Origin of the sequence: Microtetraspora malaysiensis (assembly GCF_001528665.1) — a bacterium.
GTDB lineage: Bacteria > Actinomycetota > Actinomycetes > Streptosporangiales > Streptosporangiaceae > Microtetraspora_A > Microtetraspora_A malaysiensis.
Genome location: NZ_BBYJ01000024.1, coordinates 33,211 through 49,619, shown reverse-complemented (window position 1 = coordinate 49,619; position 16,409 = coordinate 33,211). Strand labels below are relative to the sequence as shown.

Here is a 16,409-nt window from a genome sequence, read left to right as displayed (position 1 = left end):
GGTCGGCGCTTGGCGGGGAAGAAGTCGGTGCCCCGAAGCAACCTCATCGGGGGCACGCGCATGAAGTGGGCATGCCGACTGAGATCAGGAATGTGACGGAGGAGCCTCCACCGGAACTCCACGTGGTGCGGGCTTCTCCGGATGTGACCGTCGCCGAGTTGTTCGCGGCCCACCGTCTTGGGCTGGTCCGTTTCGCCTTTCTCCTGGTAGGAGACCAGGAGACGGCCGAGGACGTTGTTCAGGACGCCTTCGCGGCTGTCCATCGCCGCTGGAGGCGCTTGGCCGATCGCGATCAGCTGCTGCCCTACCTGCGCACCGCGGTGCTCAACGGCTGCCGTGCGGTTCACCGCCGCCGGGCGATCGCCCGGCGGTTCGGCATCGACCGGGAAGTCCCGTTCTGGTCCGCCGAGTCCTCGGCCCTGCTGGGGGAGACCCGCCGGGAGGTGTTCGCGGCCGTTCGCGATCTACCACGTCGCCGGCGTGAGGCGGTGGTGTTGCGCTACTACCTCGATCTTTCCGAGGCGGAGACGGCCGCGGTCATGGGGGTCAGCCGCGGAACGGTGAAGTCGACCACAGCACGGGCGCTCAGGACGCTCGCCGAAAAACTTGAGGAGGGCCGATGACCCAGCGAATCGAAGAGCAGCTCCGTGACGCCTTCGCCGCAGGTGCGGAGCTCGTACGTGCCGAGGCTCTGCGTCCTTCCGGCGAGGTCCCACGGCCGGAGGCCCGCCCGCGCTTGCGCAGGACTCTCGTGCTGGCCCCGCTGATGGCGGCGCTGGCTGTCGTGGTGGTGAGCCTCACCGTCGTGGCCGGGCTCGGTGATCCGCCCACGGTATGGCCCGGCGCCGGAGGTACGCCGTCGGCTCCGCGCTTCCTGCTGACGGCGGGAGACGACGGCCTGTCGATCCATGACGGCGGCACCCGCAAGATCACCGAGCGGGTCGCGATGCCTCCCACGCCGAAGGGGAACCGCCTGTTCAACCCCGGGGGATACGTGCTCGCCGGTACAGGAGAGGGCACGACGTTCTACGTGGCCCAGAGCGTGACGGAGCCCAAGACGATGGTGAGCACCACACGCTTCTACCGGCTGCGCGTGGACGATCGGGGAAAGACCGCCGAAATGGCGCCGGACGTGATCCCTCCCGTGACCGGTGCCGGTGCCGTCGTCTCGCTGGCCGTGACGCAGGACGGTGCCCGTCTGGCCTACGGCTTTCAGTGCGCCGGGAAGGTCCGGTGTTCCGGCGCTCGTCTCGCGATCGTCGATCTGACCGCGGGCAAGACGCGTAGCTGGTCGGCGGACGCCTCCGAGAGCATCGAGAGCCTGTCGTGGGCGGCCGACGCCCGTACGCTCGCCTTCGTGGCCGGCTCGGAGGTCCGCGTCCTTGACACCGCGGCTGCAGGGGACACGCTCGCCGGCAGTCGCGTTGTCGTACGCGGTGTGGAATCTCCGGTGGGCGCGGCGATCAACCCGGACGGCCGCACGATCGCGGTCGGTGGCCCCTTCTCACAGCCGGACGGCGAGGCGCCGCAGCGCTTCTCCATCGAGGAGTACTCGGTCGCCGACGGCACCAGAACGCGCACGCTGTTCACCGCGGAGAACACCGCTGGAACGGTCGCCAAGTGGACCCTGATCCGCTATGACGCCACCGGGCGGCATCTCCTGATCATGGGCAACGTGTATCCGTTGAGCAGGCTGGAGGACGGTCAGGCGACCGTCCTCGTCCGCCCGGAGACCGGCGGCGAGCGTTCTCCGGACCCCGAGTCCCCCGACGCGTCGCTGCAGGAGATGTTCGCGGCCTGGTAGCCGGGGCCGGGAAATTGGGATGCCCACTCGTGAAAGCGGTCGATACTCTGCGCGAGGACCAGCGAAGGGGAAATGCCGTGGGACACGTCGAGATCGGGCATCTGACCTATGTGCTGCCCGATGGGCGGCCATTGCTCGACGATGTGTCCTTCCGCATCGGAGAAGGTGTCAAGGCAGCGCTCGTCGGGCCCAACGGCGCGGGTAAGACGACGCTGATGCGGCTCGTCGCCGGCGATCTCCAACCGGTGGAGGGCACCGTGGCCCACTCCGGCGGGCTGGGCGTGATGCGGCAGTTCATCGGCAGCATCCGCGACGGCCGCACCGTCCACGACCTGCTGCTCAGCGTCGCGCCCGTCCGGGTCAGGGAGGCGGCGGCCCGCCTGGACGCGGCCGAGCTCGTGATGATGGAGCGGGACGACGAGAAGGCGCAGATGCGCTACGCCCAGGCGATCACCGACTACACGGACGCCGGCGGCTACGACATCGAGGTCCTGTGGGACACCTGCACCATGGCCGCCCTCGGCGTGCCGTACGACAGGTGCAAATATCGCGAGGTCAACACGCTGTCCGGCGGCGAGCAGAAGCGGCTCGTGCTGGAGGCGCTGCTCCGCGGCCCCGACCAGACCCTGCTGCTCGACGAGCCCGACAACTACCTCGACGTGCCAGGCAAGCTCTGGCTGGAGCAGGCGCTGCGGGAGACCCCGAAGACGGTCCTGCTCGTTTCTCACGACCGGCAGCTGCTGGCCAACGCGGCGGACCGGATCGTCACCGTCGAGTCCGGCAACATCTGGGTGCACGGCGGCGGGTTCGCGACGTACGCCGAGGCGCGCAAGGAGCGCAACGAGCGCCTGGACGAGCTGCGCCGCCGCTGGGACGAGGAGCACGCCAAGCTCAAGCGCCTGGTGGTCATGCTGAAGAACAAGGCGACCTACAACGACAGCATGGCCAGCGCCTACCACGCGGCGCAGACGCGGCTGCGCAGGTTCGAGGAGGCGGGGCCGCCCGAGCTCGCGCCCAAGGACCAGCTCATCAGCATGCGTCTGCGGGGCGGCCGCACCGGCAAACGCGCGGTCATCTGCGAGAACCTCGAACTCACCGGCCTGATGAAGCCGTTCGACCTGGAGGTCTGGTACGGCGAGCGCGTCGCCGTGCTGGGCTCGAACGGCTCGGGCAAGTCGCACTTCCTCCGGCTGATCGCCGGGGATGCGGTACGGCACACGGGTGTGGGGAGGCTCGGCGCCCGCGTCGTCCCCGGGCACTTCGCCCAGACGCATTCCAGGCCCGAGCTGCTGAAGCGGACGCCGTGCGAGATCGTCATGAGCGAGCACGCCAAGCTCAAGAACGAGGCGATGAAGGCGCTCGACCGATACGAGCTGGCGGGCGGCGTCGCCGAGCAGCGGTTCGAGACGCTGTCGGGCGGGCAGCAGGCGCGGTTGCAGATCCTCCTGCTCGAACTGTCGGGCGCCACGCTGCTGCTCCTCGACGAGCCGACGGACAACCTCGACCTGGCCAGCGCGGAGGCGTTGCAGGCCGGGCTGAACGCCTTCGACGGCACCGTGCTCGCCGTGACCCACGACCGATGGTTCGCCGCGGACTTCGACCGCTTCCTGGTCTTCGGATCGGACGGGCGGGTATATGAGGCCCCTGAGCCCGTTTGGGATGAAACCCGGGTGGTCCGCCCGAGATAGGCGAAGATCCTAAAGAGTTCGTACGCTCGCGCGTGTCCGTTGGGTCGCGTCCCATTCACCGGGTTATGACGGCTAAGTGACTCAGCGCAGCCGCATGGCAGCAGCAATGGCCCTCGTCGTCGTGGTCGTGGCGGCGGGGTGCAGTGAAACGAGCGAGAACAAGAAGCAGCTCGCCCCGCTCACGCTGAAGGAGCAGGCGTCCTCGATCGACAAGTCGAGCAGCGGATACCTGGTGACCTGGGCGGGTGTGCTCGGCAACGCCAACCGGTGGCACTTCGGGGAGAACGCGGTCGCCCTGATCAGCGCCCGCGACGGCTCCGGCAAAGAGGTCCTCCGCATGGAGCAGCCGCTGGACGCCGTCCCGCCGGGCCGTTCCCTGGCGTTCACCGGCCAGGCGGTGGCGAAGGTCAAGCCCGCGAGCGTAAAGATCGACTACCGTCCCGCGTCGTGGCATCCGGCGGCCCGGATTCCGTCGTCGTTCCGCCGGTTCCCGGTGTCCGATGTGGCGACGGAGCCGCTGGAGCCCGGCTCCTACCTCGTCACCGGCTACATCAGCGACCCGTTCCGCAAGGTCGCGAACAGCCTGGTCGTCACCGCGCTGCTCCATGACGAGGCCGGCCGGCTGCTCGGAGGCGGCACGACCTTCGTCGACGATGTCCGGGCCGAGCTCAAGCGGCGTTTCGTCATCACCGTGAGCGGCGTCAAGGGGAAGGTCGCCGACACCGACATCACGGTCAGGACCTGGGGTGCGACGGCGAAGCCGTACGAGGAACTGGTCGCGGGCGGGACGGTCCCCGTCAATGTGACCAAGCCCACAACCAAGCCGTTCGCCAAGGACCGCGGGTATCCGCCGATAGGCGACCGGCGGCCATGAAGGGCGTCGTGACCGTCCCGGAGCCCAGGATCGGCGCCGACCCACTGTGGATCTTGAATTCCGAGGCGAGTTACCGTAACGGCATGACCACCTCCCGGATCGTGCTGTTCGGGGCCACCGGGTTCACCGGCAGGCTCACGGCGCAGGCGCTGTTGATGCTGGGCGCCCGGCCGCTCCTCGTCGGGCGCGACCAGACCCGGCTGGACGCGTTCGCCGCGTCGCTGCCGGTGGCGCTCCCCACGGCGGTCGCCGACGCCGGCCGGTCCGAGTCGCTGGCCCGGCTGCTCAACGCCGGTGACGTCCTGATCTCCACGGTCGGCCCCTTCGCCCGGTGGGGCGAGGGCGCGGTCGCCGCCGCCACCGAGGCGGGGGCCGTCTACCTCGACTCGGCCGGCGAGCCGACGTTCATCAAGCGCATCTTCCAGCGGTACGGCCCGGCCGCCGCGACCCGGCAGGCCGCGCTGATCACCGCGTTCGGGTACGACTACGTGCCCGGCAACGTCGCCGCCGCGCTCGCGCTGCGGAAGGCGGGAGCCGAGGCGGTCCGGGTCGACGTCGGCTATTTCGTCCGGGGCAACATGGCCAAGCGCGCCAGCGCCGGGACCAGGGCCTCCGCTCTCGGCGTCGTCCTGGAGCCCATGTACGGCTTCCGTGAGGGCCGCATCGTCCGCGAGCACGGCCGCACCCGCCAGTTCGCGGTGGGCGGGCGGCGCCGCCACGGCATCTCGATGGGCGCGTCGGAGCATTTCGCGCTGCCGAGGGCGTTCCCGGGGCTGCGCGAGGTGAACGTCTACCTCGGCTGGCTCGGCGGCCTGACGCGCGCGGCGGGGGTGCTGGCCAGGGCGACGCCGGTGCTGGCCGCGCTGCCGGGCGCCAAGCGGGTGACGGAGGCGATGGCCGACCGGGTAATCCGGCTCGGCAACCGCGGCAGGGCCGTCGATGTCGGCATCTCGTCCCAGACGGTGGCGGAGGCGTACAACCAGGATGGCCGGCTGCTGGCCTCGGTGCAGCTCGACGGGGGCGACCCGTACGACTTCACCGCCCGCATCCTGGCCTGGGCGGCGACGACCGCGCTGGCCGACGGCGTGAAGGGGACGGGGGCGCTCGGGCCGGTCGAGGCGTTCGGGCTGGACGCTCTGCTCGACGGCTGCTCCGGCGCCGGATTGCACCTTTCGCCTGCCTAGCGATAATTGTCGCCGCATGCCACTGAATAGGGAAATTCCCACCGGGAAAATCGGTGACGAGATGCCACAAGGCGGACAAAACGCGATTCCCATTGTATGAGGCGGGAGCGCCAATATCATTTGCGCTCGTTCTGGGGAATCGGTAGAACTGCTAGTTATTAATCATTTACTCTCGGCCACATGGATGACCGCGTGCTGGTCGAGGCGTTGCGGGCTCGGGACCCGGGCGCCCTGGCCGCGCTGTACGACACATATGCCGAAGCGATTTACCGATACTGCCTCGTCATGCTCGGCGGCCCGGACAGCGCGCAGGTCGCCCTGCGCGACACGCTGATCGCCGCGGAGGCACTGGTCGGCTCGCTGGCGGACCCGGAGCGGTTCCGCGTCTGGCTCTACACTCTGGCGCGAGGCGAGTGCCTGCGCCGCCGCACCCCGCAGGGCGCCGAGCCGCCGGGCACCGACCTCTCGACCGTGCTCGTGCCCCAGCTGTCCGATCCCGCCGACGCGGAGCTGCGGGTCGTCGCCTGGCACGCCACCCGCTGCCTGGCCCCGGAGGACCGGGAGGTCCTCGAACTCGCCAGCAGGCACGGCCTGACCGGCGCCGACCTCGCGACCGTCCTCGGGACCGGCCAGCGCTACGCCGACGGCCTCCAGGAGGCCGCGACCGAGCGTCTCAGCGACGCGGTCACGGTCGAGATCCTGGTGCGGAAGGGGCCCTACGACTGCCCCCGCAGGGCGAAGATCCTGACCGGATTCGCCGGCGAGTTGACCGCCGAGATCCGCGAACGGATCTCCCGCCACATCGCCCGATGCGACACCTGCGCCACTCATCGCGTGCGGCACGTCTCGCTGGCCAAGGTCTTCGGCCTGCTGCCCGAGGCGACCCTGCCGGACACCGTGCGGGTACGGGTGATGAGCTGCTTCGCCGACCCCGATCTGGTCGCTTACCGTCGCTATGTCACCAACCGGGTGGGGCGGCTCACCTCCGCCGGATTCCCGTCGGGCGGCGGAGGCCGGGTCTGGCCGCGGGCGCTCGGGGGCGCCCTGGCGACCGTAGCGGCGGTCGGGCTCGTGCTGATGTCGTTCAACCAGTTCGCCGGCCGTCCGGAGGACCGGATCGTCGGCATCGCGTCCGACGCGTTCCCCGGCGCCGGCGATCCGCCCGGGCTGAAGGTGCCGTGGAAGGCCACCCCCCGGGATCGGCCGATGATCCTGACCCCGATCCTCGACCGCGACCCGGCCCGTACGGCAGGGGTGCGTGGCGACGAGGACGAGGGGCCCGCCGTACGGACCAGTCCGGACGCGGGGGCCGGAGCGGGCAGCACGCCGTCGCCCTCCGCGTCGGGGGCATCGGCCACGCCGACGCCCCGGCCGTCACATGCGGGAACGCCGTCGGCGCGGCCGTCGGCGAGCCCGTCCGACGACGTCTCTCCGCTGCCGGATCCGTCGGACTCGCCGAGCGGGTCGCCCACTTCGGACGATCCCGGGGATCCCTCGGTGCCCAGTCGCGAACACCAGCGCCATCCCCGTCCGCAGCGCAGTTGCCCGCCCGAGCGCTCGCCGTCGCCGTCGCCCAGCCGTACCCCGGCCGCGAGCCCCACCCCGTCCGCGACGCCGAGCGCGTCGAGCACGCCGACCCCGGCGGCGCGGGCGGCTCGCCCCGCTCGTTCCGCCCTGCCGGAGGAGTCCGTGCGGCCGGTCGTCGCGGAAGGGGCCGCAAGGTCTTCGGAGCGTCCGGGAGGCCGCGCCGGCGATGGCTCCCGGAACGCTTCGTCCGCCGTTCCGGCCCCTGCGGAATCGGCGTCGATCGGATAATCCCGTCCGCCGTCGTTATCCCACCAAAAGGATAAAGCGGCCCTTTTTCCGTGCCGTCCGGTCGTAACCGGAATTGCCCGAGAATGCCGTCGAGAATTTTCCGTTCGCATTGATTACATTCGGTGAGCCTAGTGTGTACGCAGAGTTATTCTCGGGGAGTCTGGGAGTGGTGAAACGGAAGGGGTCAACATGCCACTCCGCATCGCATCCGGGCACGTCGCCGGGCTCACTTGCGGGCTAATTCTCACTTTGGCCACTCCGGCGGGCGCCGATCCAGGACAACCGGCAGGAAAGATCTCCGACGCGCGCGAGCAGGTCAGCGCCCGCGCCAAGGAACTCGGCCGAGCCCAGGCCGATTACGCCGCAGCCAAGGCCCGTCTGGCCGAGCTCAACGCTGAGGTCGAGCGACTCGTCGAGGCGTACAACGGCCGGCTCGTCATGTTGCGCTCGGCCGAAGGGGCGTACAACCAGGTGTCGCAGCGGCTGAACCAGGCGCGCACCGAGGTCGAGGAGGCCAGGAAGCCGGTCGCGGCGGTGGCCGCGCAGCGCTACGCGAACAACATGAGCGTCGGCGAGATGGGCCTCGCCATGATGACGGGGGGCGACGGGTTCGATGGATTCATGCGGCGGGCCGGGGTGCTGAGCCAGCTCGGCAGCGAGCAGGCCGCGAGCTTCCGGAACCTGACCGACACCCAGACCGTGCTCGGCATCGTCCACACCCAGGCGTCCCGGGCGTACGACGACCAGGAGCGGCATGCCGATGAGGCCAGGCTCGCCAAGGAAGCGGCGGCCAAGGCCGTGGCCGAGCAGGAGCGCCAGATGGCGGAGATCAAACAGACGACCGAGGAGATCTCCCAGCGCCTCGACGCCGCCCGCTCCCGGGTGGACCGGTTACGGCAGGCCCGCGATGCGCGCAGACAGGCCCAATTGCGGACCGTCAGCACGCGGGCCGCGCTCAAGGCCCCGTCGTGGACGGCCGCCGAGGGGAGCGGTCCGGGCGGCGTGGCGGCGAGCTGGGCGCTCCAGCAACTCGGCAAGCCGTACGTGTGGGCGGCGGCGGGGCCGTCGAGCTTCGACTGCTCAGGGCTGACCATGCGGGCGTGGGCCCGCGCGGGGGTCGATCTCGACCACTGGACCGGCACCCAGTGGCAGTCGGGGCAACACGTACCGATCGCCCAACTCCAGCCGGGAGACCTGGTCTTCTTCGGTCGCCTGTCGCAGGATCCGGGGTCGATTCACCACGTCGGCCTCTATATCGGGCGGGGCTTGATGGTCCACGCCCCCCAGACGGGGGACGTGGTGCGCATCGCGCCCATCTGGCGTCCCGACCTCGTCGGAGCCACCAGGCCGAGCTGATCAGGCGTGCTCGTGGCCCTGTTCCTGGAAGCGCTTCACGGAGTTGGTGATCTCGGCCTCGGCCTCGACCCGGCCCACCCAGTTGGCGCCCTCGACTGACTTGCCCGGCTCCAGGTCCTTGTAGACCTCGAAGAAGTGCTGGATCTCCAGCCGGTCGAACTCGGCGACGTGATGGATGTCCCGGATGTGCTCCATGCGCGGGTCCGTGGCGGGCACGCACAGGACCTTGTCGTCGCCGCCCTTCTCGTCGGTCATGCGGAACATGCCGACCGCGCGACACTTGATCAGGCAGCCGGGGAAGGTCGGCTCCTGGAGCAGGACGAGCGCGTCGAGCGGGTCACCGTCCTCGCCGAGCGTGTTCTCGATGAAGCCGTAGTCGGCGGGGTACTGAGTGGATGTGAAAAGCAGGCGGTCCAGCCGGATGCGTCCGGTCTCGTGGTCCACCTCGTACTTGTTCCGTTGCCCCTTGGGAATCTCAACGACAACGTCGAACTCCACTACGGTTCCTCCACTCAAGCTCTCCCGGCATCCCGGGGGGCGTTAATGTCTCGTAGGCGTATATCCCATTTGGCGCGACAAGAGGTGACATGGTGCGACGAGAGCGATGGGTGTTGTTGGCCACCCTCGCCCTATTGCAGGTGTTCGTCGTCGCCGTAGGCGTCCATATGTACGCCAAGGCCACCCGCGGACCGTCGGTTCCGGTCGCGTCACCGAAACCGACCCCCACCCCCATCATCACCGCGGGCGCGGTGCTGGCCGCGGTTGGGGACGCGCCTCTTCCCGCTAAGGGTACTTTGACCGCACGGCTCACCAATGCCCTGGGTGACCCCGCGCTCGGCCGCAGCCTGGGCGGCGTCGTCATCGACGTGGAGAGCGGTGCCACGCTCTTCGACGGTCGCTCCAACGTCGCCCTCACGCCCGCGTCCACCACCAAGATCGTTACGGCCGCGGCCGTGCTCTCCTCCCTCGACCCCGACACGACCTTCGCGACCAAGGTCGTCACCGGCGCCAAGCAGAACTCCATCGTCCTCGTCGGCGGCGGCGACCCCACTCTCGCGGGGCCGAAGAAGGGCCGCGACGTCTATCCGGAGCCGGCCTCGCTCACCACCCTGGCCGCCCGTACGGCGAAGGCGCTCAAGGCCGCCAAGATCACATCGGTCACTCTCGGGTACGACGACTCCCTCTTCGACGGGCCGGTGACCCCGCCCGGCTGGAAGCCGACGTACGTGCCGGAGGGCAGCGCCTCGACGGTCACCGCGCTCACCATCGACGAGGGCCGGGTCGCGCCCGGTGAGAACGCCCGGGTCCCCGACCCGTCGCGCGCCGCCGCAGGCGCCTTCGCGGCGCTTCTCGGCAAGTACGGCATCAAGGTCGACAAGGACGTCAAGTCCGTCACGGCCCCGGCACAGGCCGGGGAACTCGCCCGGGTCGAATCGGCGCCCCTCTACGCCCTGGTGGAGCGGATGCTCACCATGAGCGACAACGACCTCGCCGAGGCGCTCGGCCGCCAGGTCGCGATCAAGGAGGGGTTCCCGCACACCTTCGCCGGGCAGACGGCGGCGGTCCACCGCGTCCTCGCCAGGTCCGGCCTCGACAAGGACATCACGATCACCGACAACAGCGGCCTGTCGATCAGGAACCGCATCACGCCGACCGCGCTCGCCCGGCTGCTCGCCTTCGCCGCGCAGCCGGGCAACCCGAATCTGCACTCACTGGTCAGCGGGCTGCCCATCGCCCGTTTCACCGGCACCCTGCACAACCGCTACGACCGGCCGGGATCCGAGGCCGGCGCCGGGCTGATCCGGGCCAAGACCGGGACGCTCAACGGCGTGAACACCCTCGCCGGGGTCGCCTCCACCGCGAACGGGCGGCTTCTCGCCTTCGCCTTCATGGCCGACGACGTGCCCGATCCCTGGGCGGCCGTGGGCGCCCTCGACCGCCTGGCCACGATCGTCGCCCAGAGCTAGAGCGCTGTCGCGGACGTTGACCGACCCGGCCAAAGCTCGTGGACACCCCACGAGCCGGAGCCGGGGAGGCGCGCCCCTCGCGCGCATGGCGTGGGAGGAGAACGTACGGTGGTTGTATGCAGGTGATCGACTGGGATCTGGCCGTAGCGACCGGCGTGCGTCTCGTGCGCCCGGGGCCACAGGTGAGCCGGGAAGAAGCCAGACAGGCGGTCGCCGAGCTGAGGCGGCTGTCCCGCGAGGCCGAGGGGCACGTTCGGGACTTCACCCGCATCGACTCGGCGCCGCCGGAGGCGGCGACCATCGTCGACCGGCCGGGGTGGATCCGGGCGAACGTGGACGGGTTCAAGGTGGTCTTCGAGCCCCTGACCCAGAAGGTGTCGCCCAACATGCCGGCGATCGTCGGAGCGGTCGGCTCCCGGATCACCGGGGTCGAGGTGGGCGCCGTCCTGGCGTTCCTCGCCTCCCGGGTGCTCGGGCAGTACGAGCTGTTCCTCCCGCCGGACCCGGACGGCCACGCGCCGACGGGACGGCTCACCTTGGTCGCGCCCAACATCGTGCACACCGAGCGCGAGATGGGGGTCAACGCCCGTGACTTCCGTCTCTGGGTCTGCCTCCATGAGGAGACCCACCGCGTGCAGTTCACCGGTGTCCCCTGGCTCCGCGAGTACGTCCGGACCCAGATGACCGACTTCCTGCTCGCCTCCGACATGGACCTGACGACCCTCCTCGAGCGGCTGCGCGCCGCCTCGGACGCGGTCGCCGATGCCATCAAGGGGGGCGACGGCAACCTCATCGAGGCGATCCAGACCCCCGAGCAGAAGGCCGTGCTCGACCGGGTCACCGCGGTGATGACGCTGGTCGAGGGACACGGCGACTACGTCATGGACGCCGTGGGCCCGTCCGTCGTCCCGTCGGTGGCCGAGATCAGGGCCAGGTTCCAGCGCCGCCGAGAGGGCGGGTCGCGCATCGACCAGCTCATCCGGCGCCTGCTCGGCATCGAGCTCAAGATGAAGCAGTACGCCGAGGGCTCCCACTTCGTCCGCACCGTAGTCGAGACGGCGGGGATGGACGGCTTCAACCGGGTCTGGACGTCACCCGAGACACTGCCGACCAAGGAGGAGATCACCGCTCCCCAGGCGTGGATGAGCCGGGTCCTCGGCACCCACTCGCTCGCCTCGCCCGAGAACGCGCCGCCCCGGGACCCCTCGGCCGGCACGGAGGCCGCCGGTCCCGGCGCCTGACCCCGCAACGCCCGGCGTTTTCTCCGTACGGCCACGCGGCGGACACAATGGCCTCATGGGCCCCCATCCCGCCGTCGCCGACGTCCGCCGTGCCGTACGGCTGGCGCTCGCGGACCTGCCCGCCGGGGCGTTCGTACTGGCCGCGTGCAGCGGCGGCGCGGACTCGCTCGCCCTCGCGGCGGCCCTCGGCTTCTCCGCGCCCCGCATGGGCCTGCGCGCGGGGCTGCTGACCGTCGACCACGGCCTGCAGGACGGCTCCGCGGCCCGCGCCCGCGATCTCGTACGGCTCGCGCCGGAGCTCGGCCTCGACCCGGCGCTGGCCCTGCCGATCACCGTGGGCACCGAGGGCGGGCCGGAGGCGGCGGCCCGAGAGGCCCGCTACGCGGCGCTCTCGGAAGCCGCCCGGCGGCTGGAGGCGACGGCCGTGCTGCTGGGGCACACGCTGAACGACCAGGCGGAGACGGTGCTGCTGCGGCTGGCGCGCGGCAGCGGCACCCGGTCGCTCTCCGGGATGGCCGCGGTGTCCGGGCTGTACCGCAGGCCGCTTCTCGGGCTGAGCCGGGCGAGGACCGAGGAGGCGTGCGCGGCGCTCGGCCTGGAACCGTGGCACGACCCGCACAACAGCGATCCCGCCTTCACCCGGGTCAGGGTCAGGCACGACGTCATGCCCGTCCTGGAGGCGGCGCTCGGGCCGGGCGTCGCGGAGGCGCTCGCCCGCACCGCCCGCCTGTGCCGCGACGACGCCGACGCCCTGGACGAGTGGGCCGACGCCGTGCTGGCGGAATCGCGGACCGGGCCGGGGGCGCCGCTGGCGGTGGCCGTTCTGGAGAAGGCGCCGGGGGCGGTGCGGCGGAGGGTGATCCAGCGGGCCGCCGTCGAGGCGGGCGCGCCCGCGTCCGCGTTGGCCGCGGTGCACATCGACGAGGTGGAGCGGCTGCTCACGGCCTGGCGGGGGCAGAAGCGGGTCGATCTACCCGGGGGGGTGGGAGCGGTCCGGCGCTATGGCACCCTGATATTTGCTACTGGGAACAACCTCGCGTAAGGAATCCGCAGGTGGATGCTGCCGACATGGGCAAGGACCTTTTGAGCGTCCTCATTCCGGAACACGAGCTCCAAGCGAAGATCAAGGAGCTCTCCGGCCAGATCGACGCCGACTACGACGGTAAGGACCTGCTGATCGTCGGCGTCCTCAAGGGTGCGGTCATGGTCATGGCCGACCTCGCCAGGGCGTTGCACGTTCCGGTGCAGATGGACTGGATGGCCGTGTCCTCGTACGGCGCGGGCACGAAGTCGTCCGGCGTGGTGCGGGTGCTGAAGGACCTCGACACCGACATCGAGGGCCGCCACGTGCTCGTCGTCGAGGACATCATCGACTCGGGGCTCACGCTCTCCTGGCTGATGAACAACTTGAAGTCGCGCAACCCCGCGTCGCTGGAGATCTTCGCGCTGCTTCGCAAGCCGGATGCGGTCAAGGTCCCGATCGACGTGACGTATCTCGGGTTCGACATTCCCAACGAGTTCGTGATCGGTTACGGGCTCGACTACGCGGAGCGGTACCGCAATCTTCCGTTCATCGGCACCCTCGCCCCGCATGTATACGGCGGCGAGTAAGCCCTGAGCGAAGTCCTCTTGCGCTGAGGCGATCCGCTCCCAGGTAGGGAACACGGATTGCGTGACGTACGTTGGAAAGGTAAAGCCGGAGCCGCTCTTGCAGTTACCGCATGCGGCGGCCCGGTGTACCTTCGGATATCTGCGGGGTGCCATTCGGTTACCTGCGGGTAGTCAGTAGGAGCGGCGAGGGATGCCGCGACCCGGGTTCCGCCCGGGGCCAGGCCTTGGTCAGGAAGGGACGGGCCCGCCGGGGTTCCGCAACGGATGGATCTCAAGCGATTTACACGTGGGCCACTACTGTGGATCCTGGGCATCGTCGTGCTTCTCCTGCTCGTCACCACGATGTTCAACGGTGACGGCAATTACGCCACAGCTGATACTTCTACTGTTGTCCAGCAGATTCAGCAGGGCAACGTGAAGAACGCCACGGTCGTGGACAAAGACCAGCGCGTCGAGCTGACGCTGCTGAAGCCGATCGATGTCGCCGGCAAGTCCGTCGACCGCATCCAGGCCCCCTGGGTGCAGGGCCAGGGTGTCCAGCTGACCGAGGCATTGGCGAAGGCCAACCCATCCAAGGGCTGGACCGTCGAGGTCCCCAGGGAGAACTTCCTGGTCAGCCTGCTGGTCAGCTTCCTGCCGATCATCATCATCGTCCTGATCTTCCTGTTCATCATGAACCAGATGCAGGGCGGCGGCTCCCGGGTGATGAACTTCGGTAAGTCGCGGGCGAAGCTGATCACCAAGGACACCCCCAAGACGACGTTCGCCGACGTCGCGGGCGCCGACGAGGCCATCGAGGAGCTCCAGGAGATCAAGGAGTTCCTGCAGGCCCCGGCCAAGTTCCAGGCGATCGGCGCCAAGATCCCCAAGGGCGTCCTGCTGTACGGCCCGCCCGGCACCGGTAAGACCCTGCTCGCCCGGGCCGTGGCCGGCGAGGCGGGAGTGCCGTTCTACTCGATCTCGGGTTCCGACTTCGTCGAGATGTTCGTCGGTGTCGGCGCCTCCCGTGTGCGCGACCTGTTCGAGCAGGCGAAGGCGAACGCCCCGGCGATCATCTTCATCGACGAGATCGACGCGGTGGGCCGCCACCGCGGCGCCGGTCTCGGCGGCGGGCACGACGAGCGCGAGCAGACGCTGAACCAGCTCCTCGTCGAGATGGACGGCTTCGACGTGAAGGGCGGCGTGATCCTCATCGCCGCGACCAACCGGCCCGACATCCTCGACCCGGCGCTGCTGCGTCCCGGCCGCTTCGACCGTCAGGTCGTCATCGACCGCCCCGACCTTGAGGGCCGCAAGGGCATCCTCCGCGTCCACGGGCGCGGCAAGCCGTTCGCCCAGGACGTCGACCTCGACGTCATCGCGCGGCGGACGCCGGGCTTCACCGGAGCCGACCTCGCCAACGTGATCAACGAGGCGGCGCTGCTGACCGCCCGTCAGGACCAGAAGCTCATCTCGATGAACACCCTTGAGGAGTCCATCGACCGCGTGATGGCGGGCCCCGAGCGCAAGTCCCGCGTGATGTCCGACGAGGAAAAGAAGATCATCGCGTACCACGAGGGCGGTCACGCCCTGGTCGCGCACGCGCTGCCCAACTCCGACCCGGTTCACAAGATCACGATCCTGTCCCGCGGCCGTGCCCTCGGTTACACGATGACGCTGCCGATGGAGGACAAGTTCCTGGCGACCAGGTCCGAGATGATGGACCAGCTCGCCATGCTGCTGGGCGGCCGCACCGCGGAGGAGCTCGTCTTCCACGAGCCCACCACGGGCGCCTCCAACGACATCGAGAAGGCCACCTCCATCGCCCGCCGCATGGTCACCGAGTACGGCATGAGCGAGAAGCTCGGCGCCCGTAAGTTCGGCAGCGGCAACGGCGAGGTCTTCCTCGGCCGCGAGATGGGCCACGAGCGCGACTACTCCGAGCAGATCGCCTCCACGATCGACGAAGAGGTCCGCCGGCTCATCGAGTCCGCGCACGACCAGGCGTGGGAGATCCTCGTCCAGTACCGTGACGTGCTCGACAACCTCGTGCTCGAACTCATGGAGAAGGAGACCCTCTCCCGCGAGCAGGTGCTCCAGGTCTTCGCGCCGATCCAGGTCAAGGAGAAGCGTCCCTCCTACGCCGGATACGGCAAGCGCCTCCCGTCCGATCGGCCGCCGGTGATCACGCCGAAGGAGCGGGCGAACGGCAACGGGCAGGCTCTGCCCGCCGGCAGCCCCGCACCCTGGATGAACGAGCAGGCGCCGCAGAAGGACGAGGCCTGACCGTGACGGTGGAGCCCCACCAGGTGGACCAGGGCCGGATCGAGAAGGCCGTCCGGGAGATCCTCCTCGCCATCGGCGAGGATCCCGACAGGGACGGTCTTCGCAACACCCCGGCCCGGGTCGCCCGCGCCTACACCGAGCAGTTCGCCGGCCTCGGGCAGCGGCCCGAGGACGCGCTCACCACGATGTTCGACGCGGACCATGACGAGATGGTGCTGGTCAAGGACATCGAGGTCATGTCGACCTGCGAGCACCATCTGCTGCCCTTCCACGGTGTGGCTCACGTCGGATACACGCCGAACGCCAAGGGGCAGATCACCGGGCTGTCCAAGCTGGCCCGGCTGGTGGACGTCTACGCCCGCCGCCCCCAGGTCCAGGAGCGGATGACGTCGCAGATCGCCGACGGGCTGATGCGGGTGCTCGAACCGCGCGGCGTGATCGTCGTGATCGAGGCCGAGCACATGTGCATGAGCATGCGCGGAGTCCGCAAGCCGGGGGCCAAGACCATCACCTCCGCGGTCAGGGGCGACTTCCGCACCAGCGAGAGCACGCGGGCCGAGGCGATGTCGCTGATCCTCGGGCGCAACTGATCCGGATTCCGTTC

At 69.7% G+C, this 16,409-nt stretch carries 14 protein-coding genes; 13 read left to right on the top strand and 1 reads right to left on the bottom strand.

All coding sequences use genetic code 11. The features are described from left to right. The first annotated feature begins 143 nt into the window (after positions 1-143). From AWQ71_RS28655 to AWQ71_RS28625, 7 genes are all read left to right on the top strand, one after another. On the top strand, positions 144-623 hold the full coding sequence (locus AWQ71_RS28655) for a SigE family RNA polymerase sigma factor (protein WP_245658537.1): 480 nt from the start codon (positions 144-146) through the stop codon (positions 621-623). Continuing rightward, the gene (locus AWQ71_RS28650) at positions 620-1,804 is read left to right on the top strand and encodes a WD40 repeat domain-containing protein (RefSeq protein ID WP_067138588.1); all 1,185 of its coding nucleotides are present in this window, start codon (positions 620-622) and stop codon (positions 1,802-1,804) included. Before AWQ71_RS28655 ends, AWQ71_RS28650 begins: the two co-directional genes overlap by 4 nt. Before the next feature lie 77 nt (positions 1,805-1,881). Next, a complete protein-coding gene (locus AWQ71_RS28645; protein ID WP_067138587.1) occupies positions 1,882-3,492 on the top strand; it encodes an ABC-F family ATP-binding cassette domain-containing protein in 1,611 nt (536 codons plus the stop codon). Between the two features lie 76 nt (positions 3,493-3,568). After that, positions 3,569-4,366 carry a hypothetical protein gene (locus tag AWQ71_RS28640; protein ID WP_157570629.1) on the top strand — a complete coding sequence of 266 codons (798 nt, stop codon included), beginning with the start codon at positions 3,569-3,571 and terminating at the stop codon, positions 4,364-4,366. Positions 4,367-4,449: 83 nt separating this feature from the next. Further along, entirely contained in the window at positions 4,450-5,550 is a 1,101-nt protein-coding gene (locus AWQ71_RS28635; protein WP_067138978.1) for a saccharopine dehydrogenase NADP-binding domain-containing protein, read from the top strand. A 180-nt stretch (positions 5,551-5,730) separates the two neighbouring features. Beyond that, entirely contained in the window at positions 5,731-7,365 is a 1,635-nt protein-coding gene (locus AWQ71_RS28630; protein WP_157570628.1) for a hypothetical protein, read from the top strand. Positions 7,366-7,614: 249 nt separating this feature from the next. After that, on the top strand, positions 7,615-8,721 hold the full coding sequence (locus tag AWQ71_RS28625; RefSeq protein ID WP_169806649.1) for a C40 family peptidase: 1,107 nt from the start codon (positions 7,615-7,617) through the stop codon (positions 8,719-8,721). On the opposite strand, the gene AWQ71_RS28620 is transcribed toward AWQ71_RS28625, so the two are convergent. Continuing rightward, positions 8,722-9,219, bottom strand: coding sequence for an inorganic diphosphatase (locus AWQ71_RS28620; protein ID WP_067138578.1), 498 nt, complete (start codon positions 9,217-9,219; stop codon positions 8,722-8,724). Positions 9,220-9,308: 89 nt separating this feature from the next. Here AWQ71_RS28620 and dacB point away from each other — a divergent pair, with 89 nt between their 5' ends. The 6 genes from dacB (at position 9,309) to folE (ending at position 16,395) form a co-directional block, all read left to right on the top strand. Then, positions 9,309-10,688, top strand: a complete 1,380-nt coding sequence (gene dacB, locus AWQ71_RS28615) for a D-alanyl-D-alanine carboxypeptidase/D-alanyl-D-alanine endopeptidase (RefSeq protein WP_174550771.1) — start codon at positions 9,309-9,311, stop codon at positions 10,686-10,688. 116 nt (positions 10,689-10,804) lie between these two features. Further along, a complete protein-coding gene (locus AWQ71_RS28610; RefSeq protein ID WP_067138576.1) occupies positions 10,805-11,929 on the top strand; it encodes a zinc-dependent metalloprotease in 1,125 nt (374 codons plus the stop codon). Between the two features lie 55 nt (positions 11,930-11,984). Beyond that, positions 11,985-12,971: a tRNA lysidine(34) synthetase TilS gene (gene tilS / locus AWQ71_RS28605; protein WP_067138574.1), complete on the top strand. Its 987-nt coding sequence runs from the start codon at positions 11,985-11,987 to the stop codon at positions 12,969-12,971. An 11-nt stretch (positions 12,972-12,982) separates the two neighbouring features. Continuing rightward, positions 12,983-13,540 carry a hypoxanthine phosphoribosyltransferase gene (gene hpt / locus AWQ71_RS28600; RefSeq protein WP_218001999.1) on the top strand — a complete coding sequence of 186 codons (558 nt, stop codon included), beginning with the start codon at positions 12,983-12,985 and terminating at the stop codon, positions 13,538-13,540. A 264-nt stretch (positions 13,541-13,804) separates the two neighbouring features. Beyond that, on the top strand, positions 13,805-15,805 hold the full coding sequence (ftsH, locus tag AWQ71_RS28595) for an ATP-dependent zinc metalloprotease FtsH (RefSeq protein WP_067138570.1): 2,001 nt from the start codon (positions 13,805-13,807) through the stop codon (positions 15,803-15,805). Between the two features lie 2 nt (positions 15,806-15,807). After that, positions 15,808-16,395, top strand: a complete 588-nt coding sequence (folE, locus tag AWQ71_RS28590) for a GTP cyclohydrolase I FolE (protein WP_067138568.1) — start codon at positions 15,808-15,810, stop codon at positions 16,393-16,395. Positions 16,396-16,409: the final 14 nt, after the last annotated feature.

What these genes read in the sequence shown, in the direction of transcription:
- AWQ71_RS28630 (WP_157570628.1), top strand. Translation starts at nt 5,731, where the DNA reads ATGGATGACCGCGTGCTGGTCGAGGCGTTGCGGGCTCGGGACCCGGGC.
- ftsH (WP_067138570.1), top strand. Translation starts at nt 13,805, where the DNA reads ATGGATCTCAAGCGATTTACACGTGGGCCACTACTGTGGATCCTGGGC.
- AWQ71_RS28650 (WP_067138588.1), top strand. Translation starts at nt 620, where the DNA reads ATGACCCAGCGAATCGAAGAGCAGCTCCGTGACGCCTTCGCCGCAGGT.
- dacB (WP_174550771.1), top strand. Translation starts at nt 9,309, where the DNA reads ATGGTGCGACGAGAGCGATGGGTGTTGTTGGCCACCCTCGCCCTATTG.
- AWQ71_RS28635 (WP_067138978.1), top strand. Translation starts at nt 4,450, where the DNA reads ATGACCACCTCCCGGATCGTGCTGTTCGGGGCCACCGGGTTCACCGGC.
- tilS (WP_067138574.1), top strand. Translation starts at nt 11,985, where the DNA reads ATGGGCCCCCATCCCGCCGTCGCCGACGTCCGCCGTGCCGTACGGCTG.
- AWQ71_RS28610 (WP_067138576.1), top strand. Translation starts at nt 10,805, where the DNA reads ATGCAGGTGATCGACTGGGATCTGGCCGTAGCGACCGGCGTGCGTCTC.